This window comes from Gottfriedia sp. NPDC058432, assembly GCF_042721555.1.
Lineage (GTDB): Bacteria > Bacillota > Bacilli > Bacillales > Bacillaceae_G > Gottfriedia.
Map to the genome: position 1 here is coordinate 37905 of NZ_JBHXLC010000009.1, position 25476 is coordinate 63380.

Consider the following 25476-nt stretch of genomic DNA (forward strand, 5'->3'; position numbering starts at 1 on the left):
CAAATGTTAAAAACAACGAATTTAACGAAAAACTTTGGCGGTTTAACAGCTGTTAATAATGTAAATATTGACATTAAAGAAGGCTCAATTACAGCGGTAATTGGACCGAATGGAGCTGGGAAAACAACATTTTTTAATATGATTACAGGGGTTTATACTCCTAGTAGTGGTGAGATTTTGCTAGGCAATGAGAGTTTAGTTGGGCTAAAGCCACATACAGTTAATAAAAAAGGGATCGCGCGTACATTCCAAAATATTCGTTTATTTAGTAGTATGACTGCACTAGAAAATGTCATGGTAGGAATGCATCAGCATATAAAGTATGGTGTTTTTTCAACAATATTCCATTTACCTAGATTTAAAAAAGCAGAAAAATCGGCGATGAAAGAAGCATATAAATGGTTAGAATACGTAGGATTGGCTGATGTATATAATGAGGAAGCATCGAGTCTATCATACGGTGCACAAAGACGACTTGAAATCGCTCGTGCATTAGCATCACAACCAAGAATTTTACTTTTAGATGAACCAGCCGCAGGAATGAATCCGAAAGAAACGAAAGAATTGACAGATTTAATCTATCAAATGAGAGATGACCTTAACTTAACGATCGTCTTAATCGAGCATGATATGAAGCTTGTTATGGAAATATCCGAGTATCTATTTGTACTTGATCATGGCGAAAAAATTGCAGAAGGAAAACCACTCGAAATTCGAAATAATCAAAAAGTAATTGAAGCATATTTAGGAAAAAGTGCAGTGACTACTGCATAGTGAAAGGAGTACGAAAAGATGACGCTATTACAATTAAAAGATATTAACTCTTTTTACGGTGGTATTCAAGCACTGAAAAATATTAACATAGAAGTAAATGAAGGTGAAATTGTAACCCTAATTGGAAGTAACGGTGCTGGAAAATCTACTACTCTAAAAACGATTTGTGGCCAAGTTAAACCAAAATCTGGAACGCTGATTTACAAAGGTGAAGAAATTATAAAGCTACAAGCACATGAAATTGCCTTAAAAGGAATCGCACATGTACCTGAAGGAAGAAGGATCTTTTCTAAATTAAGTGTAAAAGAAAATTTAGAGATGGGTGCTTTCTCAGTTAAAGATAAAAAACTAATCGCAGCACGTATGGAAATGGTATTTGATTATTTTCCAAGACTAAAAGAGCGTTTAAACCAAAAAGGCGGTACGATGAGTGGAGGAGAACAACAAATGCTAGCGATTGGCAGAGGACTGATGATGGGACCATCATTGCTAATGCTAGACGAACCATCCATGGGTCTTGCGCCAATTATCGTTGAACAAATATTTGAAATCATTGAGCAACTAAACAAACAAGGAATGACAATCTTATTAGTCGAACAAAACGCATACCAAGCATTACAAATTGCCCACCGTGGCTATGTAATTCAAACTGGTGAGATTCAAATGGTTGGTGAAGGTAAGACATTAATGAATAATGAAGAAGTGAAAAAAGCATATTTAGCATAATGAATCTGCAATTAATCAATACGAACTATCAAAAATAGATTAAGTAAAATAGAGGGTGTTTCATAAGTCAGGTCAACTGACAAGTGAACATCCCTTTTTTGATGTAAATCGATGTAGATAAGTCACTTATTTGCTGCTCCCTAAGGTTTATTTGCAGTTCGATCGGTTGGATTTTAACTACGATTTTCTCAACACTAATAAAAAGAGGGAACCCCTTAAGGATTCCCTCATTAATATGAAATTATTATTTATTAGAAATAAATTCCGAAACTTTTAATTGTTCTTCACTTGAAACATTGTTAATTGAAGTTTGAAGTGATTCCTCTAGTAAACTACGATTCTTGTAAAAATCTTCATGTTTACTATTATAATAGTACTTCACTGCTTCTAAATCTGAGAAAAACTCTTTTCCAAGCTTTAGAAGAAATGTTACTGGAAGTCCTTCGATCACTACTGTATTTACATTTACATTTTTAGAAATTTCATTTACCGTACTGTTTGAAGTTGAAATCATTTCCTCGTTTAATTCTCTAACAAGTAATTGTTCGAACCCTTTTATTTTATTGTTTCTTTTGTTCACGATTCGCTTTTTGTTTGTCTTTAATAAACGAATGGAATGATGTTTATCAAGCAATACTGCTGAACGTTTCTTTTTCTTTAAAAAAATGCTGCTACTCAAAACTAGCACTCCCTTCTGATAGTATAGGTATATAAATAAAACAACTTTTCTATCATACCAATTAATGCTCATACTGTAAAGGTTTTATCTTTACATGTTTGCTTTCCAAAAATATTCAAAAAATTCACCGTATTTTTTTATCATAAATGTTCATAATAATATTTGACTTAATCAATGTCACTTTGTTAAAATAACAACATATTATTTATTACGTATAACGTTGACGGAAAGAAGTACCTAAAGATTATTTTGTATAGCGAATTGAGGATGGTGCGAGCTCAATCAAAACCTTTAGCGAAAGGCATTCCTGAGTTAATTCTTAAAGTGGACAATTTTTTTAATTGTCAACTAGGGTGGAACCGCGGGTGCATATACAGCTCTCGTCCCTAGGCAGAAAATGCCTAAGGATGAGAGCTTTTTTATTTCATTCTTGCATTTTCAAAAAACAATTGAAAATTGGAGGCAAATGAAATGTCAGAAAAATCGATGGATGTCGTAGTAAGTCATGCTAAACACAGAGGATTTGTATTCCCAGGTTCTGAAATTTACGGTGGTTTAGCAAATACGTGGGATTATGGTCCACTAGGTGTTGAATTAAAAAATAATGTGAAAAAAGCTTGGTGGAAAAAGTTTGTTCAACAAAGTCCATATAATGTTGGATTAGATGCAGCAATCTTAATGAATCCACGTACATGGGAAGCTTCAGGTCATATTGGTAACTTCAATGATCCAATGATCGATTGCAAAAATTGTAAAGCTCGTCATCGTGCAGATAAATTAATTGAAAATGCACTTGAAGAAAAAGGTATGGAAATTATCGTTGATGGTCTTCCATTTTCAGAAATGGCTAAATTAATTGAAGAACATAAAATTGCTTGTCCTGATTGTGGTAGCCATGATTTTACAGATATTCGTCAATTTAACCTAATGTTTAAAACATTCCAAGGTGTTACAGAGTCAAGTACGAATGAAATTTTCTTACGTCCTGAAACAGCACAAGGTATCTTCGTAAACTTTAAAAATGTTCAACGTACAATGAGAAAGAAAGTTCCATTTGGTATCGCTCAAATCGGTAAAAGCTTCCGTAACGAAATTACCCCAGGAAATTTCACGTTCCGTACTCGTGAATTTGAACAAATGGAGCTTGAATTCTTCTGTAAACCTGGTGAAGAGTTAGAGTGGTATAATTACTGGAAAGAAACTGCTAATAAATGGCTTTTAGCTTTGGGTATGAATGAAGAAAATCTTCGTCTACGTGAACATAGTGCAGATGAATTATCACACTATAGTAACGCGACAACTGACTTTGAATATAAATTCCCATTTGGTTGGGGCGAATTATGGGGCATTGCGTCTCGTACAGATTATGATTTAAAACAACATATGGAATATTCAACAGAAGATTTCACATATCATGATCCAATTACAAATGAAAAATACGTACCATATTGTATCGAGCCATCATTAGGTGCAGATCGTGTTACATTAGCATTTTTAATTGATGCTTATGAAGAAGAGGCTTTAGAAGATGGTACTTCACGTACAGTAATGCGTCTACATCCTGCATTAGCACCATATAAAGCAGCAATTTTACCTTTATCAAAAAAATTATCAGAAAATGCACAAGAAGTATTTGCTTCTTTAGCAGAAGATTTCAATGTTGATTTTGATGAAACTGGTTCAATTGGTAAACGTTATAGACGTCAAGATGAAATCGGTACTCCTTTCTGTATCACTTACGACTTCGAGTCAATTGAAGATGGAAAAGTAACAGTTCGTGACCGTGACATAATGGAGCAAACTCGTGTTGCAATAAGCGAATTACAATCATTTTTAGCAAATAAAATTAAATTTTAATTTAGTTTTTTGAAATAAGGTGTCCTTTTGGACATCTTTTTTCATATATTTTACTAAAGCTTGTTTAAAGTTTAAGAAATTTACTAAAAATGGTAAAATAAAGGTATAAAATAAAGGAGGAGTTTAAATGAGAAGTTCAAATCCTATCTTAAATTCTGAACAATTAGCGAAATCAAGACATTCTGCTAAAGCGATGACGATGGGCGGGACAATTGGTAAAACAATAATCGCATTAATCTTACTAATCGCAACAGCAGGATACTCATATTATTTAACGGCTACTGGAACACTTAATTCTAAAGTGTTTATTGGATGTTTAATTGTTGCATTCATTATTGGGTTAGTAACATCTTTTTCTCCTAGAATTGCGCCGATTACTACACCTATTTATGCAGCAGTTGAAGGGATTCTAATTGGAAATATTTCAGCTGTTTACGAAGCGTCATATGGAATGATTGTCCTACAAGCTGTGTTATTAACAATTGCAATTATTGCAGGAACATTAATTTGTTATGCTACGGGACTTGTAAAAGTAACGCACCGTTTTAGATCAATTGTTTTCGGCTTAACAATCGGTGTATTTTTATTTTATTTATTAACGATGGTCCTTCAACTTTTCCATGTTCCAATTCCATACATCCATCAATCTGGTCCAATAGGAATATTTGTTAGTTTAGCGATTCTAGTAATTGCTTCATTAAATCTATTCTTGGATTTTGATTTAATTACGAAGAGTGTTAGACAAGGTGCGCCAAAAGAATTCGAATGGTATTGTGCTTTTGGTTTATTAGTAACAGTCATTTGGGTTTATATTGAAGCACTTCGATTCCTTTCGAGGCTTCGCGATTAAATAATTTTAGTCAGTCAGACCTTACTCTCAAATGAAAGTAAGGTTTTTTACTATATTTTGATATGAATTCGATCATGATTAGATAGAATTACAAAAGTGGAAAGTAGGGAAATAGATGAGTAAGAAAAAATTTGAGGTGTTTGAAAACGAAACGATTAATGAATGTTTAGAAAGAATGGAAAGAGAAGGCTATACACCAGTTAAAAGAATGGAAGTACCAATATTTTCGGAGCAAATGGTTAATGGAAAGGTAGAAATTGAACCGACTGGAAGAAAGATCGTTTTTGAAGGAAGATTAAATACGAATTAATATGAATAAAGATAATAATTTAATGGAATAGTAACCTTATATGAATAAAATGAGGTGAAAATATGCATAAATTAGCATGTCCACGCTGTAAAACAAACAAAAGTAGATTTTATTTAATCGAACAAAACCCAAAAGCAGTTAAATTAAATGCTCAAAGTGGTGATGTTGAAAGAGAAGAATATGTTTCAAGTGGGCTAGATCCATTTTTTGTTCCATATAAAGGTCCTGAATATTTAGTTCAATGTGGAGCTTGTGGTTTAATTGATCAAAGTGTAATGTTTGAAAAAACAGCGGAATCAATGTAATTTTAAAATAACAAAACTAAGTGTGAATATATAATTAGGTACAAACAAAAATAAGATGACCTTGTACAGAGGTCATTTTATTTTTGTTGGATAACTTTATTAAAAGTGCCAATTGTAAAGGGAACAATTTAGAAGTAGATTGATTTTTCTTTTGATTCTAGAACCAATCTTTTTTCTTGAACCACATCACTAATCCAATAATAATGATTAGCATGATGGCCCAACAGTAATAATAACCATACTTTAATTGAAGTTCAGGCATGTGAACAAAATTCATTCCGTATACTCCGACGATGAAGGTTAATGGCATGAACACAATTGAGACTGATGTTAACATTTTCATCGTTTTATTCATTTTATGTGAGTTCGTTGAAATATAACTTTCTCTAATGTCATTTGCCATTTCTCTGTTGTCTGCAATGTCATCTAATAATTTTACTAAGTGTTCGTAGACGATTCTTAATCTCTTTGTCGTTTCTTTGTCAATTTCAACATGTGTTGAATTTAATATACGATAAATTAAATCTTTTGTTGGTTTCACTGCTTTTCTTACTTTTGATAACTTGCTTAGTTGTGTTTTAATTCCATCGATCATGCTTAGATCGGAATTTGACCCTAATTCATCAATCTCTTCAATATCATCTTCAATTGTTTGGACGATTGGAAAGAATTTGTCAACAATTTCATCACAAATATGATACAGGATTCGTTCTGGTTTCATTCCTTTTGTACTCTTTAATTCTTTTAGTTTGTTCCACACGATTTGGATCGCATTAGACTTCTCCCAACAAAATGAAACGATGTACTTGTGGGATAAAAAGAGATCGATTTCAGCTTGTTCCATATTCTCCTGCAATGATTGTAGAATGATAAAACGATAGCCTTCGTAATAATCCATTTTTGGTCTTTCTTTATAGCTTACACAATGCTTAATTGCTATTTCATCAAAGTGGAATTGAGTACGTAATAAATCAATTTCTTCTTTTTTAGGTTTTTCAAAATCGACCCAAACCCAATCAATAAGTTCGGAATTTAATTCTTCAATTGATACATCAAATGCATGGGTTCCGTCTTTGTATATAGCCATCGTTTTGATCATTTTTGCTCACCACTTTTCTCGTTAATTTTCTCCAAAATCAGTTTATCACAATACTCGAATCAAAATAATTAAATTTGAATTAAGAAAAAATGTTTAAGAAAACTTTGACTTTTTAATACTAGATGGATATAATAAATAACAATTAAAGCACACAAATGAATTCAATGACGAGAAAAGTAATTTTCGATACTGTTCTACAGAGAGCCGGGGGAAGCTGAAATCCGGTGAATAGTACTTAAATGAAGATCCTCTCCGAGAAGTCAAACTGAAAACATAAGTAGGTTTGAACGGGTGTCTACCGTTAAAAGGAACGCGTATGATTGTACGTGGCTGAGTGCTATTGAAGAACGGACTTTTTTCAATAGAATTAGGGTGGTATCGCGGTTAAACCCGTCCCTTATCATAGGGGCGGGTTTTTGTGTGCTTTAAAAAAATAAGAGAGGCGATATCATATGGAAAAAGAAAATACAAAAGCAACAGTTCAGCATCGCGAAAAAAAGATTAGTGAACTTTGGTCTAAAAATAATACCTTTATTAAGTCAATTGAACAAAGAGAAAATAAACAAACTTTTGTTTTTTATGAAGGTCCCCCAACTGCAAATGGCTTGCCACATGTTGGTCACGCATTAGGTCGTACAATTAAAGATGTGGTAGCAAGATATAAAACAATGGCAGGTTTTCAAGTTGTTCGTAAAGCTGGATGGGATACTCATGGTTTACCAGTTGAACTAGGTGTTGAGAAGATGTTAGGCATTTCAGGTAAGGCAGAAATTGAACGTTATGGTGTAAAAGCTTTTCTTGAGAAATGTAAAGAAAGTGTTTTTACTTACGAGAAACAATGGCGAGATTTTACTCAGCAGTTAGGCTATTGGGTTGATATGGATGATCCATATGTAACATTGGATAATTCCTATATCGAAAGTGTATGGAATATCCTTGGGACAATTCATGAAAATGGTTTACTAGTAAAAGGTCATCGTGTTTCACCTTATTGCCCTAGCTGTCAAACATCATTAAGCTCACATGAAGTAGCGCAAGGATATAAAGACGTTAAGGATTTATCCGCAACGGTTAAGTTTAAATTGCAAGATGAAGAAAATGTCTATTTCCTTGGATGGACGACAACTCCGTGGACCCTTCCAGCTAATGTAGCGTTAGCTGTAAATCCAACAATGGAATATGTTCGTGCTAAAAAAGGTGAGGACGTATATATTCTTGCTAAGGCTCTATTAGAAAAAGTATTAAAAGCTGATTACGTCATTTTATCAGAATTTCTCGGGGCCGATCTAATCGGTATTAGCTATTTAGCACCATTTAATTTCGTAAATGTTGAAGTCGGACATAAAGTTGTGAAAGCTGATTTTGTGACAGAAAGTAGTGGAACTGGAATTGTCCATATCGCACCTGCATACGGAGAAGATGACTATAAGGTTGTTCAAGAAAATGGTTTATCTTTTGTAAATGTAGTGAATGAAAAGGGTCAATATACTGATGAAGTACCTAATTTTAAAGGTCGTTTTGTTAAAGAGTGTGATGTAGATATAGTGAGGTATTTAGCTGAATATGAATTATTATTTAGTAAAGAAAAATATGAGCACAGCTATCCTCATTGTTGGCGTTGTGATTCACCTCTTCTCTATTATGCGAATGAAAGTTGGTTTATCAAAACGACAGCATTAAAGGAACAGTTTATTAAAAATAATGAAGAAGTAACATGGCATCCAGATCATATAAAACACGGTCGATTCGGTAATTTTTTAGAACAAATGGTAGATTGGAATATTAGCCGAAAAAGATATTGGGGCACCCCATTAAATGTTTGGGAATGTGATTCATGTAATCATCAATTAGCACCAAAAAGTATAAATGAATTATGTAACTATTCAGTTGAAGAAATTGACGACTCAATTGAATTGCATAAACCATTTGTTGATGAAATCACTTTTAATTGTCCAAATTGTAGTGGGGCTATGAAAAGAACAGCTGAAGTAATTGATGTCTGGTTCGATAGCGGTTCGATGCCATTTGCCCAATATCATTATCCATTTGAAAATAAAGAGAAATTCGCAAAACAATTCCCTGCAGATGTTGTCATTGAAGGGATTGATCAAACGAGAGGCTGGTTCTATAGTTTGCTTGCAGTATCTACTTTATTTACTGGGAAAGTACCGTATAAACGAGTTTTATCACTTGGCCATGTATTAGATGAAAATGGTCAAAAAATGTCTAAGAGTAAAGGTAATGCACTTGATCCAGTAGAATTAATCCATAAATATGGAGCAGATTCATTAAGATGGGCTTTATTAGTAGATAGTGCGCCTTGGAACCCGAAACGTTTTTCAGAAAGAGTTGTTCAAGAGGCTAAATCGAAACTCATTGATACATTCGACAATGTTTATAGTTTTTACAGTTTATATGCCAATTTAGATGGATTTAATTCAAACAAACAATATGAGTATCAATCAAGTACATTGGATAATTGGATCATTTCACGTATGCATAGCACAATCAAAAATGTAAAGAAAAATTTAGAGGATTATCAATTTACAAATGCTGCAAGAGACATTGCTAAATTAGTAGATGAGGTCAGCAATTGGTATGTAAGAAGATCTAGAGAACGATTTTGGTCAAATGGAATGAATAAAGAGAAGGCAGCGGCTTACTATACACTGTTTGAAGTATTAACAAAAGTAAGTCAATTATTAGCTCCGTTTACACCATTCTTAGCGGAAGATGTATATCTTAATTTAACAAAACAAAGTGTCCATTTGTCTGACTTTCCAGTTTGCGATGAAACACTAATCGATGATCAGCTTGAAAAGGAAATGGATGCAGTTCTAAAAGTTGTGGAACTTGGAAGAAGCATTCGAAATGCAAATTCATTAAAGATTAAACAGCCACTAGCTAGTTTAACTTTAGTTAGCAACAATGAGGACATCGATTGGGATTTATATAAAGAAATTGTTTTAGATGAGTTAAACGTAAAAAAATTCCAACAAGTAAACAATGAAAATGAGTTTTCAAACTTAAAAATGAAATTGGATTTTAAAAAATCAGGAGCAAAATTTGGAAAGCTTTCAAATTTAGTCAATAAATCACTTCAAACATTAACAAATGAAGAAGCAAAAAAAGTGATTGAGAGCGGGTACGTTAATGTAGTCATTGAAACAGGAGAAACTGTTAAAGTCGATGCACAAGATATTTTAGTTGAAAAAAGTGCAAAAGAAGGATATGCATCTGCGACGTATGGTGATTATACAGTGACACTCGACACATTACTAACAGAAGAGCTTATCCAAGAAGGTACTGTAAGAGAACTAATTAGGTCTATTCAAGAATACCGAAAAGAATTGAATCTACCAATTAATATGCGTGTAGATATTGGAATAACAGCTAATCTAGAGTTTATTGAAATCATTGAAAAGTTTAAAGGAATGCTTGAGGAAAACTTATTAATGAGAAAACTAGTGGTTAAGAACCATGTAAACGGAAAAGAAATTAAAGTTGGTGATTATCAATCTGAAATTGAATTAGTTGCTTCTAATTAATTGAATCGTTAAAGTGAAATGACAGACTAAAACAATATTTTAGTCTGTCATTTTTTTAGGCAAACTACAAAAAAATTGGGCTATAGATTATAAGAGTTTTATTGGAATATCGATAGATGGATATCTAGAAACAAAAAGAAACTTATTATCATAACAATCATTAAATGCTTTAATTTTGATACTAATTTATTTTTTTAAAGGGGGAAAGAAAATCACCAAAACAATTGTATATTTTTTTTACAATATGCAATGAAAAATTAAATTAAAAGACTAAAATATTATAGTGTGGCAGTTGAATTATTGTTAGTTGATTCATTTGTTGCATCATGATTCTCATTCGAATTTGTGATCCGTATGACAATGATTAATAAAACGAACAAGTCTCTTATTATTCGATCGTTAGTTATTGTTCTTAGTAGGATTGCAAAAGCGAAAGTCTCAGCTAGATTACCACTAAGTAATAAATTTGAAATTTCTTTGAGAAGAATAATAATAAAATTTTCATTTAAATCCATATTATTGCCCCCTTACTTTATTTAGTAAAATATTAAAAAGACATAAAAAAGTGAGTGGTGACGAACTTTAAATTTGCAATTTCACCTCCAATGGGGGAGCACTTTTTTAGCTGACATAAAATAAATGAAAAAACCGCCCGTAAGCGGTAATGGATAATTGGATTATTTATTCGAGTTGAAGATTGGTTTTTTCATAATGAATCGTCTGTCAATACAGAAAGCTACTAACAAAGATAGTAGAACGGTTAGAAGTAAATGGCCGTAAGTTTTAAGCGGATATGGATTGCCCTCAAGATGGATACCATGCGCACGATATTCGAAACGTTTAATAGCGTGTTTGGCAGTTAACAGATCTTCTTGTTTAGCTAAGTCTTCTAATGGTGCTTCGAATAGATATCTGTTTGGTGAGTCACTATGGATAAGGAGAGTCTCTTTAGCATTACCTTTTTCATCCCAAAGCTTTATATCTTTTCCAGCAAGTGATTTTGCGTCGCCACCTGGTATGATCATTTTGTCTAATTTCGGAGCATTAGCTATTTGATGCCTAGCCAGAATATTAAGATGATGTTTCGTATTTATTGGAGCATCTGAACTTGACACAGTCAAGATTTGTGTAGTTCCGGTATCTCCATAAGAATCAAATATAGAAGATAAAGCTATTTCATCCATATCTTTATACAGAAGAACCCCGTTTTGGTTCTTATCCCAATTGAATCCAAGATTTAGTAAATATGTTGTAAATTCTAAATTCATCTTAAAAGGTTCTACTTTTGGATTTTGAACGAAATGGTACGTAGGATAATTAATTTCCTTAGCTATTTTTGCAGCCACAGGTTCCCCTAGTTTCTGAGAAATCAGATGAAGTACTCCATCGATCCCTGCGCTTTGACCGGCTGTAGTTAAGGTGTTTCCATCATGAACAAACCGCACATCCTCTTTCCATTGTGTTTCAGTATATTTCTTGATTAATAGAGGTAAAGCTTGCCAGTGTGAAGTGGCGGATTTCCCTTTTAATAAACCTGCATCAGCAAGATTCTCTGATCCACCACAAATACTTAAAAACGTCGTCGTTTTACTGTTGGAATGTTTTTGAATCCATTCGCGAGTTGGTTTATATTTCTTTTCATCTGTCATCTTCATATAAGGAACAACAATGATATCTGGACTTTTATTTAATAGATTATCCAGTTCTTTATAAGAGTAATGTGGGATTACATCCAAACCACCTGATAATGACTTGATGTTTTTTTCCGGTGCAACAGCATATACATTGTAAGCATCCGTCATAGAAAACAGTGTGTATGGAATGAGAAAATCGAAATCTTCAGTTGGTATTGATGAATCCGCCATCACAACTGCCACAGTAGGTTTATTTGGGTCAAACTGGGGAACTTTCACTCCTTGTAGTGAAGGAACTGGCTCATGGCGAACGTTTAAGTAAAAATCTTTTTGATGACGATTAAAGCCATAAAGCTCAAGTCCCCCGACAAACACAACTAAAATTAATAAATAAACAGCTAAACGCATGACTAATCTTTTCATGTTATAATCCTCCTTCGGAAACAAATGTATTGACTATCATAATAATCTCACCCTTTTGGGTATTAATATAATATCTTGAAGTACCCCCGCAGGGTATTTGTTTTATCTTGATTTCATATTACGTTTTTTCTAAACCTTTGGTAATCGTGCTAGAGCTTGATTTTTATTTCAGACTTCAGACTTAACTGGTTTCAGACCCTAGAAAAAGAAAGAGACCGAAATAGTCTCTCCTTGCATGCGCTAAAAAACCGTTTCAATTTAAAAGAAGTAGACTGTAACTTGAACAATAAATAGAGGTTGATTACATAAAGGGACTGCTGACAAATTAGTATTTAATTTGACAGCAGCCCCTTTTGTATTCCTTTAAATTTTCCTAAAAATAATTATTAAATTTTCTTTTTAAAACATATGGTAAAATATGGATATATTAAATCGGAAATTACTAATTGTTTATTGATAATAAAAATTATGTACACATGGAGGATTACATGGTGACACAACTTCTAATGTTATTACTGATCATTTCAATATTATCTGTAAATTTAATCGCATTTTTTTATTATCGAAAAACGAAAAATATATACTTCTCTGCATTTATTATCCTGATCTCTGCAGGAGTTTTAGCAATTGTTGAGGGATTCATCGCAATGATTATTCTTAAAGATGCTTTTGGATTCTTCTTCGGATTAAATCTTGTGGGATGCTATCTATTAATAAATAGTTTAATAGTTTTCCTGATTGCAATAATTGTAAGTATAATAAAGTTTTTTAAAAGCTTGCAGAAGTAAAGAAGCAGTTTAAATAGAATTAAATTTGGTTCAACTACCGAATTGAGAGGATTAAGAACAGACCGTTTTTGTGTATTAATTTTTGTCGAATAACTAAGAATACATCTTCCATTGATTAGAAATTACGATCATTTCAAGGGTAAAATAACCCGCCTTAAAATCAAAGGAGATAGAAACATTATGTAGAAATTAAATCTATTAAAATTGGAAGAATGATAGGGATCATATTTTGTTCGATTAACATGAATTAGAAATGAATTTTGATTGAACAAAATATTGAGGTGCTTTCTTTATAGAAAAAATCTACAATAATTAACCTTTCTATTTGAGGAAAGTATGGACTAGTTGATTAAAAGAAATATAGATCCAAATAACTTAATAACTAAAAAACTTGATTGTTAAGAATCATGTAAAGTGAAGTGACAGACTAATAAAATTTTAGTCTGTCATTTTTCTACTTAATAACTATTTTTTTACTAAACCTACTGTAAAAAGATAAAATTAAAAACACTTATTCAATTACCCTATGATTATGTAAAACTATTAATATAGGATGATCATTATTCGAGTATCCTCTAAAATACATTAAGTTAAACCAATTAAAAGATAAATGGAGGTACCCCAAATAAATATGGCGGAGCATTTGTTGAATATGTTCATTAAACCTCCTGTGCTGTCTATCTTCTTCATGATTGAGCCGGCGACCGTTAATCCCAAAAACCAAATCCAAGATACTGCAATACATGCGATCGTAAAGAGAACTTGTTCCTTTCCGACATATTTTAATGCACTTGTTCCAATCACACCCACTGTATCTAAGATTGCATGAGGGTTTAATAAGGATACTGATAAAGCAAAAATGATTTGCTGACGGCTAGGTAATGCTCTGTTCGATTCACTTGTTGTTGGTTTAGAACGCCAAATGACATAGCCCATGTAAACTAAAAACAAAATACCAGAAATCATCAGACTAATTCTTAGCCATTCAAATTGTAGAACGATCGTGGAAAGTCCAAAAACAGCTAAAAGAATTAAAAAAGTATCACATAGCGCAGCAGTAAAAGTCGCTGGAAGCGCTCGAATTAGTTTTGATTGAGTAGCACCTTGTGAAAATACAAATACATTCTGTACCCCTAAAGGTAAAATAAGTCCGAATGCTAAGACTAGACCATGAATAATAGCTTCCATCTAATCAACTCCCTTTCAATTACTATCGTACTATGATAAAACTAAAAGAAAACAACCAATTGGATGGTTTTATATCCATCCAATTTAGGGGGAGTTAGATGAAATGGAAACCAAATCGTGATTCTCATTTGACTGTTCAAGATCAAATTGTAGATTGGATAAAATCTCGTATTGAACGAGGTGATTGGTCTGTTGGCACAAAGATTCCAACACAGCGCCAACTAGCAACGCAATTTAATGTGAACCGCAGTACCGTTCAACTTGCACTTGATGAATTAAGGGCAGATGGTTTGATCGAATCAAAAGTGGGTTCAGGGGTATTTGTGGCTAACAATTCCTGGAACGTACTTTTGAGCAAATATCAACCAAATTGGCAGAGACATATTGAGTCAAGTATTCATAAACCAAACTACCATACGATTCAACTCATAAATGAATATGAGCAAATGGATCATATCATACGTCTTGGAACAGGTGAATTATCACCTGATTTACTACCAACTAAACAAATAGAAGATTCGTTAAAAAAGATTTCACTTGATTCTAAAGCAATTGGTTATTCATCTCCGCAAGGAAGTGAAAAGCTCAGAGGAATTTTATGTAATTATTTAAAAAAACGCGGTATTGAATCAGCACCAGAGAACATTTTAATTGTTTCAGGTGCACTTCAAGCACTTCAATTAATTGCAGTTGGATTATTAGAAGAGGGATCTATTTTATTTCAAGAACAATTTTCGTATTTAAATTCAGTACATCCCTTTCAATCTAATGGAATGCGAATGATTTCAGTTTCAAGGGAACATCTATTACCAGATAACATACGTGCACTTAAAGGGAAGAGGCAATCTTTATTCTATTGTGTTCCAACACTAAACAATCCAACAGGCTATAATTGGTCGTTGAAAGAAAAACAAAATCTATTTAATACTTGCAAAGAGCTACAAATTCCGATTATTGAAGATGATGTTTATCACGAATTGCTATTTGAATCATCTTCACCGGCTATAAAATCGCTTGATACATCAGGGCAAGTTCTTTATATAGGGAGTGTATCCAAAACACTAAGTCCGGGATTAAGAATTGGTTGGGTTGTTGCACCTTCACCTGTAATTGAACGATTGGCTGATATTAAAATGCAAACAGATTATGGTTCAAGTGGCTTTTCGCAAGAAATCGTATCATACTGGATCTCAAATGGACTATACGAAAAGCATCTTATTAACCTTCGTGAACAATTGCAAAGAAGAGCTAAATACGTAGAAGAAATTTTAGAAAAGGAATTTAAAAAAATAGCTTCATGGAAAAAGCCTGAAGGTGGTTTCTACATATGGCTCAGGTTTCATAATCCAATTGTAAATAAGACTTTATTTCTAAAATTACTTAAACAAAATATATTGATAAATCCAGGTTATATTTACGATCCAAGAGATTTACACCATATTCGTCTTTCATATGCATACGCGTCTTTGGAAGACTTAAAAAAAGGGTTAAATATTTTACAACAAATAATCCAGCAACTGTGATTTTATTTCATTTTTTTGAGAGTGTTGATAATAAGAAACCGATTTTGAACAGTTAAAAGAGCACCGAGATCTCGATGCTCTTTTATGTTTATTTATTGTGTTATTTTTATTACTGCAACTTAGTCTTTTATTGAATACTTGCTTGAATTTTTAAGTTTTCAAACCCACGAAAAGCAACATTTTTACGGCGAGTCGGCTCCTCAATTAGAACTGGATTAACTAAATGTCTTATTAGTTTTTCTATTGCAATTTGTCCTTCTAATCTAGCAAGAGGTGCACCTAAGCAGAAATGCGGGCCGGATGAAAAGGATAAATGTTTTATATTTTTTCGAGTGATATCAAATGTTTCAGGATTATTTGTGATTTTTGGATCGTAATTGGCTCCACCTAATGAAACCATAAAGTAATCGCCTTTTTTAATCGAATTTCCAGCGAATTCAAAGTCTTCTCTAGCCCATCTAGATGTAAAAATAACGGGTGATTCGTATCTTAATATTTCTTCTATTGCAGAAGGAATTAACGTTAAATCATTTTTTAATAGCTCAAATTGCTCAGGATGTTTTAATAATAAATAATAGCCATTCGTTATTAAATTAACCGTCGTTTCATGACCAGCAATTAATAATAGAAGACAACTTGCGATCATTTCATCCTCATTTAATTTGTCTCCAGATTCCTCTGCTACGATTAAATTACTGATTAAATCCTCTTTAGGTTCTAATCTTCTTTCAGAAATAAGATGTCTGAAATAATTAGAAGCATCAAGAATATGCTTTGATACTAATTCTAAATCCTCTATAGTCGTATTAAAATCAATAAATTTAATAAATGCATCAGACCAATTGCGAAATAAATCTCGATCTTCTTTTGGAACACCTAAAAGGTCAGTTATTACAAATACAGGTAATAAATATGAAAAATCACGAATTAGCTCGTGTGTAAATTTCCCCTTCATATTTGCGATTAAATGATCAGCAATTTCATTTATAGAAGCTCGTAAATTTTCAACCATTCTTGGAGAAAAGGCTTTGTTCACGAGATTTCTCAATCTCGTATGATCAGGAGCATCTCGAAATAACATCATTTTTTGATTTATTGCAATTGCAGGCATAACACTTTCAGGTAATTGTTCAGGTGGAGTGACTTTGGATGCTTCTTTTATAAAACGAGGGTCTTTTAGCAAGATTTCTGCTTCTCTATAACCTGTTACTAGCCAACCAGTTCTCTGAAATAGCTCTGTGTAAAGCATAGGACTTATTTTTCTCGCGCTACTAAAATACGAATATGGATCTTTGTAAAAATGCTGTGGATTCACTTTTAATTGATTGTTCATGTACCTGTTCTCCCTTATGAATGAAATGAGTCTATTTATTTCTATTTCTGTGAAAATGGATTATTCCCAAATTTTGGATAACACAAAAAAAGGATACTTTTGTACAGAATGATTTTCATGAGGAATTAGGTATAAATGAATAATAAATAAATCATATGAAATTTAAGAAAATTAAATCATGATTTATGGTAAAATAAGGTATTTCAATTGAAAAACTGATTTTTATGAAATAATTCGATGGTTGTGAAAGGGGTAATATGATGGATTTTCCAGTTCTAGAAACAGAGAGATTATCTTTAGTACAAATTACACAAAAAAATGTAGATGAGATATTTTCCATCTTTTCAAATGAAGAGGTAATTAAATACTATGGTATGGAACCTTTTACAGAAAAAGATCAAGCGGTTAAAATGATCGATTCCTTTCAAACTAGATTTGAAAATCAACAAGGAATACGCTTTGGAATCGTAGAAAAAGAATCAAAAAAATTAATCGGAACAATTGGACTAAATAATTTAGTTTTACACGCTAGACGAACTGAAATTGGATATGATTTATTACCTGAATATTGGAGAAAAGGATTTATGTCAGAAGCAATTAAGGAAATTACATCATATTGCTTTGATAAACTAGGACTATATCGAATTGGAGCTAATATTTTCCCAGATAATACAGCCTCAGCTACCTTAGTTGAGAAGATAGGCTTTCAAAAGGAAGGATTATTGAGAGGCTATTTAGTTCAAGGGGATCAGTCTCATGATTTAAACGTATTTTCTCTCATTAAACCTGATTGGCAAAAATAAAGCGAACTATTAAACTTAGATATTATATTTATAATTTTTGTTGCTCTAGAAAAATGATAAACTGAAATAATCATAATATAGTAAAATGGTCCAACTAAGGAAAAGGAGAAATGGAATGATTAAAGCTGTAATATTTGATTTTGATGGTCTAATTGTCGATACTGAGTCTGTTTGGTTCGAAGCATATAAGGAAGTACTACATCGGTATGAAGTGGAGTTAACTCTTCAAAAGTTTTCAGAGGTTGTGGGAACAAGTGATGAGATTTTATTCGATTTTATTAATTCAAATTTAAAAGAACCAATTGAAAAAGAACTAATCGAACAAATGGCTAAAGAGCTAGTTGATGAGAAACTACTCGAGCCTTCTTTAAGAGAAAGTGTAGAAGACTATTTAATTTCAGCAAAAAATGCGGGATTAAAAATAGCTTTAGCTTCTAGCTCATCAAAAGAATGGGTAGAAAGTTTCTTAAAAAAATTAAATATTTATAAATACTTTTCAGTAATTAAGACAAAAGATGATGTAAAGAAAGTTAAACCAGATCCAGAGTTATATTTAAAAGCAATTGAGGAAATTGGAGTTCAAGTATCAGAGGCTATTGCATTTGAAGATTCGTTGAACGGATTAATTGCTGCAACGAAAGCAGGATTACACTGTGTAATTGTTCCTAATCAGGTTACCTCACATTTAGAGTTTGAGAATCATAGTTTACGATTATCATCTATGGCAGAAAAATCTTTAGAAGATGTAATTAAGCATATAACTGGAAAGTAAAGTAGAAACCCTTCCCAAAAAGGTCAATGGATTCGGTTATTTGGATGAAAACAATAAAAAGCATATACATTGGAGATACAATTCACAACTGAATTTGTATCTCTTTTTTTATTGTGATATCAGTGTCAATTAGAAATTACTTCACTTTTTAATTCTTACTTTAAGTATTTTAGGGCAATTTAAAATGTTTTAAAAGGAACGACTGCTTCGATGGTCATTTTTATTGCACCAAATAGCAGATTAGTTGAAGAAGGATAGTATGTGATTTATGTAGAATTGGTATTAAAAAATGAAAATAGGTGAAATTTAATGAGCAAAATAATAAGCTACTATAATCAATTTGATGAGTGGGGAAGGCTTGAACGCGAACCAATTGAGTTCCAAGTGAATTGGCAATTTATAAAGAAATATTTGCCTGAAACAGGATATATACTTGATAATGGAGCTGGACCTGGAAAATACTCAATGGAGCTTGCTAAAGATGGATATAGAGTAACATTAACTGATTTAACACCTAAATTAGTTGAGATTGCTAAAACCAAAGCTCAAGACTTTCAAATAGAAGGGCAATTCGATGGTTTTTATACTGCTGATGCGAGAGAGCTTAATATGCTCAATGATGAACAGTTTGATGCATCATTAATGCTTGGTCCAATGTATCATTTACAGGAAGAAAATGACCGTATAATGGCTGTTCAAGAGTTAAATAGAGTAACTAAAAAGAATGGACTAGTATTTGTTGCTTTTATGCCTAGGATTAGGCATATATTTACATCGCTCTTATCTCCAAATAATTGGAAGCCAAACGATAATATGGACACTATTCATCAGTTTTCACAAACTGGTTGTTTCAATCATTCAGATGAGGGGCGTTTTACAGGCGCATATTATTTTAATATTGAGGACATCAATCCTTTTATGGAAACTCATGGATTTGAAACTTTGGAGTTAATTGGTTCAAATGTAGGAGCTATTTTAAACAATGATAATTGGAATTACTGGAGAGACAAAGGTGAAGCAGAGGTAGAAAAAATTATAAATTTAATTAAAGAAAAAGCAACAGACCCTTATATTCTTGGAAATTCCTCTCACCTGCTATACATTGGTAAGAAAAACTAATATTAATACTGAATTTAAAGGAAAGATCCTGCTAAACCGGTTTTGTGGGTGCTGGGATACAAAGATGTAATAAGATATAGGGAAAATAAAGATTTTAATCTATTCACTTATACAACTAATGCATTTGTTAGTAAAAGATCACAAGGGCTGTATAAACAGCCCTATTTATTTTGTTATTTTAGAAGTTTAGTAAAAAAGGAATTTAATAAAAACTTGGGAATATTAAATAGCATTAGATTTAAATTCATCATATATCCGAGTCATCACAAGCATGGATCTTTTTTTGAAGAAACAGTCTAATATAAGGAAGGAAATTATTAATGATTAAAATCATCGGATTGATTGCTGCTGTATTAACGACAGCTTCCTTTTTACCACAAGCAATTAAAACAATAAAAACAAAAGACACGTCAGGCATTTCACTAATTATGTATATTTTATTTAGTGCAGGTGTTTTTCTTTGGTTAATTTACGGAATATTTATTCATGATTTTGCAGTTATTTCGGCTAATTCAGTAACGTTTGTGTTTGCAGCAATTATTTTATTTTATAAGTTAAAAAGTCTACGTTCATAAAAAGGTATATTTGAACTAAAGGGTGAAAGTTCCGAACTTAGAAAATATGATTAGCGGCTAAAAGTTGTTTGAGGTGACAAATCTCAAGTCCAATGGAGGATCAATGATGATTTGTCCGTCCACTATTAGCAAATTAACAACAACAAAAGGCATTGCATGAGCAATGCCTCAGAATATTCTTTAAAATGATAACTCAATTGTTTAAAAATCACTATTTTTTAAATGCTTTTTCCGTCAACTGAAGCAGTATTACAAAATGGAATTGTGTACTAAATTAAATAGAATTTACTTCTTTTACTTTACTTGATTCATCTTTCTTTATTAAAATTTCCTTTTTCAGTCCCCAACAAATTAAAAATGTTAAAATGGAAAGCACGAAAGATACCCAATATAAATCCTGGAATGCATGAGTGAAGACTGTTTTTACTTTTTCTAGTAAATTAGAATCAAGATTTGTTGGAATCATACCATTTTCTACATTTTTTAATTGTAGTAATTGATCCACAGTAAGACTTCCAGCTAGTGATTTCATCCCTGATGTAATTTTAGAGGCTAATAATGAACCAAATAAACTAAAGCCAATCGTCATACCAATGGATTGAAATAACATAACGGCAGATTGAGCAATCCCTACATTTTCTTTTTCAACTGATTCTTGAACAATTAATGCATTGTTAAATAGTGCACCGAATCCAAGTCCAAGAATAATGAAATAAAAAACGAATGTAATAATTGAAGTGTGAGCCGTGATACCTGTAAGTAAATAGAAACCGATCATAGGAATAATAAATGAAACACCGTAAATATTTCGATAGGAGAATTTATTCATTACTCGACCAGCAACTACACTTGCCCCCATTGCACCAACCATAATTGGTACATTTAAATAGCCAGATTCAGTAGGTGTTAAACCGAGTACATTTTGCGAGAAGAATGGGAAAGATGAAAGTGAACCCATTATCGCAAGAACAAATACAAATACAAGAGCCGAAATGACAACAAAGTTTCTATTTTTAAATAAATGCAATGGGATAATTGGTTCTTTTGCTTTTGACTCGACAAAAATAAATAGGCCAAGTAAAATGGTTCCTAAAATTAGTAAACCAATCATTTTAGGTTCACTCCATGCATATCCTTCTGTTTGATGAAGTACAGGAGTGAGAAGATAACTGATTAAAGTGGTGACTAGTAAGATTCCGCCAAACCAGTCGATATTTATTTTTTTGTCTACTTTCGTTTCGTTTAATCCTAAAGCTAATAAAATTGCAGCTAAAACTCCAACTGGAATATTTACTAAAAAGATCCAGTGCCATGAAATATGTTGTACAAAATATCCTCCAATGAGCGGTCCAAGTAGTTGAGGTATAAACATGACAGCTCCGAAAATACCTTGTAGCTTAGCACGCTGTTCAACTGGGAAGCTGTCTCCGAAAATGACCATCGCGAGTGGCATTAATCCGCCGGCACCAATCCCTTGGATCCCACGTCCAATTAAAAGGACTTCCATTGATTGGGCTGTTCCACTAATTATTGATCCAGCTATGAATAATCCCATACTAAATAAATATATTTTTTTTCGTCCATATAAATCCGCAAGTTTGCCGAGTATTGCCATAAAAGATGTCATCGAAAGCATATAAACTCCACCAACCCAGCCGTAAAGCGCTAGACCTCCTAAATCTCTAATAATTGTAGGCATAGCTGTTGAAACGACTGTCTCATCAAGCTCTGAGAAAATGACTCCAATCATTAGTCCTATTAAAATAAGAGTCTTGTTATTTTCTTTCATCCTTTACCTCCCTATGACCTTTCAAAATTATTCAATTAATTCATTGAATACTTAAAAAATGTGTGAAGCTTTAAGTATGAGTATCTGTAACAAGCATATTGATTATTTATTTGATTAATGTGATCGTTATTATTCATTTTTTATTATGTATACCTAAATTTAAAGCTGAAATCGAAATTTCAAGTAAAAAAGTCAATTTTATTTATCTACTATCTAATTTATTCTTTACTTCGTTTAAAAATCCTTTAGGTAGTAACTCTTATATTTGTGGTTGTATGAAGTATAGTAATAAGTATTCTTGAACGGTTAAATAGGATTTGAAATTGCAATAGTAGGTTTGAACAGTATATTTGGATAGGATTTTATCATCGACTATACCTTTTTCACTTGTTTTTACTTTTTCCGATTTACCTTTACTGAAGAAAAAATAAAATAACTTCTTATGTAACTACCGTATTGATTTAGTTGAACAGTACTTTGGCTAAAAATCGATTTTTTCTGATGAAATGCATTTAAGGGTAAAAGGAAAATTGTTTTTTTATGGAAAAAGTGGGAATTCCCCCAAAATAATAATTATGACTTTATTGTATAATATAATAGTATTAAATTTTGTTAGTTTATTAGAGTGTCAATCTTTGGTGTTAATTAAAAATTAAATGACATGTTTGCTGAAAATGGATATCAAATTCAAATGACAAGTTAGATAGTTAGCAAGGAGATAATATTCAGCTAAATGAAAACATTATTTTGGAAAGATTTAAACACATATGGATTTGGCTTATATGCGGTGCTGTATTGGGTTATTTAGTTCACTATTTGAGAACTAGACAATTGACATTTACTTCAGATAACATATTTTTCTTAAAGATGATATTGATTGGTTTTGTAGCTGCTGAAGTAATAAATTTAATACGTCGGTTATTTAATCGAATAAAGCAAAATAACCTGTGAGATATATTAAAAATTGAGAATTACAGTACTTAAACTAAAGTATGTAAATCGTACGAAGGGAATAATTCGAATGCTAAAAATTTTAAGAATGATATTTATATTGATTGTCTTAATATTATCTATTTTTGGCTTAATAACACATAAGTTAGGATTACTCCCTTATATGCACTTTTTCTTAGCAGCATTGTTTTTAATGGCATGTATACCAGAATTTAAACAAAAACAAAAAAAGTTGGGTTATATTTATTTCATAGTATCCTTGCTTGGTTTCATTGTATCAATGCAAGAATTTTTATATAACTAGCGAATCCTAAACTGCTTAATTGCAGTTTTTTTTATTGCAGTAAATGGCAGGATCGTTTAATCATTAAAGGAATTTTTAAACTTAAATGGAATTATAAGAATGACCAAAGGGGCTTTATTTTATAGGGATTAAATTGGAGGGAATAGAAAATGGATGTATAAACACTTTGAACTAAAGAGTCTAGAGATGCACGACGCATATCATTTTAGTAAATTGTATTAATGATTAAATGCGAGTTTGAAAAGGAGAGTGCAAAATGGATAATTTTAGTTTAATCATTACGTTATTTCAATTGATCATTTTAATTGTAGTAGTGTATGTAGTGTTTAAGATTGTAAAAAAAGTAAGGTTATTTGCAACAAAGAATTTGTATATTTCTTATAAAAAAATTGAAGAATTAGAGCAAAGAATAAGTAATTTAGAGAAAAAATAGTGACACCTATTATAAAATAAAGCAAAGAGTTAGTTACATAATAACGGACTTATGATTAGCCATATTTCATTGTTAATTGCCTATTTTTGATGGAAATTTGATTAATCTAAATTAAATTGTTAAAATTATTATATTACAATGTGTGTAAGCCACACTGGGAGGTAACAAAAATGGAAAATGGTAAAGTAAAATGGTTTAATGCAGAAAAAGGATTTGGATTTATTGAGCGTGAAAATGGTGATGATGTATTCGTACATTTTTCAGCAATTCAAACTGATGGATTTAAATCTTTAGACGAAGGTCAAGCTGTTACATTTGAAGTAGAACAAGGTCAACGCGGACCACAAGCAACTAATGTTAAAAAGGCTTAATTGACCAAAAAGAGTCGGATTCTATATAGTAGGATCTGACTCTTTTTATGTCTTATAAATTTGTCTTATAAATTAAAAACCCCTATTCGAAAAAGAATAAGGGGAAAATCTAACGCGATTATGAATTAAATTTTATAGCCTATATAAAATGAAGATAAAATTAATCATTTAATACAATTAGACATTTGAATTATTATTAGTTGTTTTGGAACTGCCCTTTTTAGTACCTTTGCTAACATATGGCTTCGCGTTCTTTGCTTTTTTTGCGCTAGCTTGCCATCTATTCCAACCCTTTTTATCTGTACCTCGACCTGTACCGCCCTTAGCTTTAGCTTTACTCATTTAAACACCTCATACTTATTATACACTAAATATCATACAGTTTTTTAGTAATTTCCAATTAACTTATGAGTTAAACAAGAATTGAGCAATAAATATATTCAAAAAATGAGCAGATTTATATATTACTTTATTGCAATTGAACTAAAGTATACGTCTGTTTCATAAAATGATCTGCATAGTCAATCTATGATAGAGGGGAATAAGGTCTCTATAAATCTAATAATTTTTTAGGTTGATAGTTTTTAAGTAGCATGTTTTTGTGGGATAAGAAATTCCCAAAAAATAAACATAAATATTCCAAGATATGGTAAAGTTAAATGGACTAATAAAAGTGAATCATCTTGAGGAAATACTGAAAACACAGAGAATTATATTTTGTTATATACCTTATTGATCTAACAAAACTTTAGTTTTTTGAACACTAACTGCTTAATTGCAATTTTTATATAGTATTTCCGAGTATTGTACTTTAAAATTAATAGAAAGATATATGATATTATTCATATAAAATAGTAAATAAGGAATGGATTATCGTGCACTTTAAATTGGTTTTAAGTATTATTAAATATTCAATATTTTGGACTATCCTTTTATTAATAACTGCAATGTATTTACCAGATTCATTAAATATAAGTGAAAGAGTCTCTTTATGGTTATTAGAAATAGTATCCATATTAGTATTTATTCTTAATTATGAAAAGTGGAAGCGATTGTTAATTTCGCTACCTATTGGGATGGTATTAGTAATACTATTGATTTTATTATTCGATTGAGAAGTTGCCTAAATCATATTTTGTTATTGATACTGATACAGCACGAATCGAATTTATTTAAAAAGTGATACCAAGTATGCAACTAACACATTGCATTAGTTGAACAACATGATCGGCTATTTAGTCGATTTTTTTTATTTAGCTGAATGGCGGGTTAGTTGGATAAGTAATGAAACAATTAAATGATTGAACAAAATAAAAAGCTAC

At 31.7% G+C, this 25476-nt stretch carries 24 protein-coding genes and 2 other annotated features; of the genes, 16 read left to right on the plus strand and 8 right to left on the minus strand.

Annotated features, from left to right (window positions below; all coding sequences use genetic code 11):
* Nucleotides 1-3: 3 nt before the first annotated feature.
* On the plus strand, nt 4-774 hold the full coding sequence (locus ACFWM3_RS10975; RefSeq protein WP_056476790.1) for an ABC transporter ATP-binding protein: 771 nt from the start codon (nt 4-6) through the stop codon (nt 772-774).
* Between the two features lie 18 nt (nt 775-792).
* Complete coding sequence (locus ACFWM3_RS10980; RefSeq protein WP_056476791.1) at nt 793-1500, plus strand: ABC transporter ATP-binding protein; 708 nt, start codon at nt 793-795, stop codon at nt 1498-1500.
* A gap of 244 nt (nt 1501-1744) precedes the next feature.
* Here ACFWM3_RS10980 and ACFWM3_RS10985 read toward each other — a convergent pair whose 3' ends face one another.
* Complete coding sequence (locus ACFWM3_RS10985) at nt 1745-2179, minus strand: hypothetical protein (RefSeq protein WP_390311347.1); 435 nt, start codon at nt 2177-2179, stop codon at nt 1745-1747.
* Nucleotides 2180-2390: 211 nt separating this feature from the next.
* Nucleotides 2391-2570, plus strand: a binding site (T-box leader).
* 80 nt (nt 2571-2650) lie between these two features.
* Here ACFWM3_RS10985 and ACFWM3_RS10990 point away from each other — a divergent pair.
* The 4 genes from ACFWM3_RS10990 to ACFWM3_RS11005 all read left to right on the plus strand — a co-directional run bounded on the left by ACFWM3_RS10990 (nt 2651) and on the right by ACFWM3_RS11005 (nt 5501).
* The gene (locus ACFWM3_RS10990; RefSeq protein WP_390311348.1) at nt 2651-4036 is read left to right on the plus strand and encodes a glycine--tRNA ligase; all 1386 of its coding nucleotides are present in this window, start codon (nt 2651-2653) and stop codon (nt 4034-4036) included.
* A gap of 127 nt (nt 4037-4163) precedes the next feature.
* The gene (locus tag ACFWM3_RS10995) at nt 4164-4886 is read left to right on the plus strand and encodes a Bax inhibitor-1/YccA family protein (RefSeq protein WP_056476797.1); all 723 of its coding nucleotides are present in this window, start codon (nt 4164-4166) and stop codon (nt 4884-4886) included.
* A 115-nt stretch (nt 4887-5001) separates the two neighbouring features.
* A complete protein-coding gene (locus ACFWM3_RS11000; protein WP_056476799.1) occupies nt 5002-5196 on the plus strand; it encodes an NETI motif-containing protein in 195 nt (64 codons plus the stop codon).
* Nucleotides 5197-5258: 62 nt separating this feature from the next.
* Nucleotides 5259-5501 carry a DNA alkylation repair protein gene (locus tag ACFWM3_RS11005; protein ID WP_390311349.1) on the plus strand — a complete coding sequence of 81 codons (243 nt, stop codon included), beginning with the start codon at nt 5259-5261 and terminating at the stop codon, nt 5499-5501.
* Between the two features lie 157 nt (nt 5502-5658).
* Here the strand turns inward: ACFWM3_RS11005 and corA are convergent, their stop codons facing one another.
* Nucleotides 5659-6600 (minus strand): magnesium/cobalt transporter CorA, encoded by a 942-nt coding sequence (corA, locus tag ACFWM3_RS11010; RefSeq protein WP_390311350.1) that lies wholly within the window; start codon nt 6598-6600, stop codon nt 5659-5661.
* 155 nt (nt 6601-6755) lie between these two features.
* Nucleotides 6756-7001: a binding site (T-box leader), on the plus strand.
* A gap of 51 nt (nt 7002-7052) precedes the next feature.
* On the opposite strand from corA, the gene ileS reads away from it, so the two are divergent.
* Complete coding sequence (gene ileS, locus ACFWM3_RS11015; RefSeq protein WP_390311351.1) at nt 7053-10148, plus strand: isoleucine--tRNA ligase; 3096 nt, start codon at nt 7053-7055, stop codon at nt 10146-10148.
* A 278-nt stretch (nt 10149-10426) separates the two neighbouring features.
* Here the strand turns inward: ileS and ACFWM3_RS11020 are convergent, their stop codons facing one another.
* Complete coding sequence (locus tag ACFWM3_RS11020) at nt 10427-10663, minus strand: hypothetical protein (RefSeq protein ID WP_056476810.1); 237 nt, start codon at nt 10661-10663, stop codon at nt 10427-10429.
* Nucleotides 10664-10825: 162 nt separating this feature from the next.
* The gene (locus ACFWM3_RS11025) at nt 10826-12205 is read right to left on the minus strand and encodes a DJ-1/PfpI family protein (protein WP_390311352.1); all 1380 of its coding nucleotides are present in this window, start codon (nt 12203-12205) and stop codon (nt 10826-10828) included.
* 491 nt (nt 12206-12696) lie between these two features.
* Between ACFWM3_RS11025 and ACFWM3_RS11030 the strand changes: the two genes are divergently transcribed.
* On the plus strand, nt 12697-12993 hold the full coding sequence (locus tag ACFWM3_RS11030; protein ID WP_390311353.1) for a 3-isopropylmalate dehydrogenase: 297 nt from the start codon (nt 12697-12699) through the stop codon (nt 12991-12993).
* Nucleotides 12994-13578: 585 nt separating this feature from the next.
* Here ACFWM3_RS11030 and ACFWM3_RS11035 read toward each other — a convergent pair.
* A complete protein-coding gene (locus ACFWM3_RS11035; RefSeq protein ID WP_390311354.1) occupies nt 13579-14181 on the minus strand; it encodes a LysE/ArgO family amino acid transporter in 603 nt (200 codons plus the stop codon).
* A gap of 98 nt (nt 14182-14279) precedes the next feature.
* On the opposite strand from ACFWM3_RS11035, the gene ACFWM3_RS11040 reads away from it, so the two are divergent.
* Nucleotides 14280-15704 (plus strand): aminotransferase-like domain-containing protein, encoded by a 1425-nt coding sequence (locus ACFWM3_RS11040; RefSeq protein WP_390311355.1) that lies wholly within the window; start codon nt 14280-14282, stop codon nt 15702-15704.
* 127 nt (nt 15705-15831) lie between these two features.
* Here ACFWM3_RS11040 and ACFWM3_RS11045 read toward each other — a convergent pair whose 3' ends face one another.
* Nucleotides 15832-17037, minus strand: coding sequence for a cytochrome P450 (locus tag ACFWM3_RS11045; RefSeq protein WP_390311356.1), 1206 nt, complete (start codon nt 17035-17037; stop codon nt 15832-15834).
* A 260-nt stretch (nt 17038-17297) separates the two neighbouring features.
* Here ACFWM3_RS11045 and ACFWM3_RS11050 point away from each other — a divergent pair, with 260 nt between their 5' ends.
* The 4 genes from ACFWM3_RS11050 (at nt 17298) to ACFWM3_RS11065 (ending at nt 20306) form a co-directional block, all read left to right on the plus strand.
* Nucleotides 17298-17840, plus strand: coding sequence for a GNAT family N-acetyltransferase (locus ACFWM3_RS11050; RefSeq protein WP_390311357.1), 543 nt, complete (start codon nt 17298-17300; stop codon nt 17838-17840).
* Nucleotides 17841-17955: 115 nt separating this feature from the next.
* A complete protein-coding gene (locus ACFWM3_RS11055) occupies nt 17956-18612 on the plus strand; it encodes an HAD family hydrolase (protein ID WP_056476832.1) in 657 nt (218 codons plus the stop codon).
* Between the two features lie 309 nt (nt 18613-18921).
* Nucleotides 18922-19731: a class I SAM-dependent methyltransferase gene (locus ACFWM3_RS11060; protein WP_390311358.1), complete on the plus strand. Its 810-nt coding sequence runs from the start codon at nt 18922-18924 to the stop codon at nt 19729-19731.
* Between the two features lie 320 nt (nt 19732-20051).
* The gene (locus tag ACFWM3_RS11065; RefSeq protein WP_335407519.1) at nt 20052-20306 is read left to right on the plus strand and encodes a SemiSWEET transporter; all 255 of its coding nucleotides are present in this window, start codon (nt 20052-20054) and stop codon (nt 20304-20306) included.
* Between the two features lie 274 nt (nt 20307-20580).
* Here ACFWM3_RS11065 and ACFWM3_RS11070 read toward each other — a convergent pair whose 3' ends face one another.
* Nucleotides 20581-22095, minus strand: coding sequence for an MDR family MFS transporter (locus ACFWM3_RS11070; RefSeq protein WP_390311359.1), 1515 nt, complete (start codon nt 22093-22095; stop codon nt 20581-20583).
* Between the two features lie 1114 nt (nt 22096-23209).
* Here ACFWM3_RS11070 and ACFWM3_RS11075 point away from each other — a divergent pair.
* The 3 genes from ACFWM3_RS11075 to ACFWM3_RS11085 all read left to right on the plus strand — a co-directional run bounded on the left by ACFWM3_RS11075 (nt 23210) and on the right by ACFWM3_RS11085 (nt 24154).
* A complete protein-coding gene (locus ACFWM3_RS11075; RefSeq protein ID WP_390311452.1) occupies nt 23210-23350 on the plus strand; it encodes a DUF3953 domain-containing protein in 141 nt (46 codons plus the stop codon).
* Nucleotides 23351-23606: 256 nt separating this feature from the next.
* Nucleotides 23607-23783, plus strand: a complete 177-nt coding sequence (locus ACFWM3_RS11080; protein WP_156339757.1) for a hypothetical protein — start codon at nt 23607-23609, stop codon at nt 23781-23783.
* 170 nt (nt 23784-23953) lie between these two features.
* Complete coding sequence (locus tag ACFWM3_RS11085; protein ID WP_056476843.1) at nt 23954-24154, plus strand: cold-shock protein; 201 nt, start codon at nt 23954-23956, stop codon at nt 24152-24154.
* A 177-nt stretch (nt 24155-24331) separates the two neighbouring features.
* Here the strand turns inward: ACFWM3_RS11085 and ACFWM3_RS11090 are convergent, their stop codons facing one another.
* A complete protein-coding gene (locus tag ACFWM3_RS11090) occupies nt 24332-24496 on the minus strand; it encodes a DUF3934 domain-containing protein (protein WP_082459653.1) in 165 nt (54 codons plus the stop codon).
* Between the last annotated feature and the right edge of the window lie 980 nt (nt 24497-25476).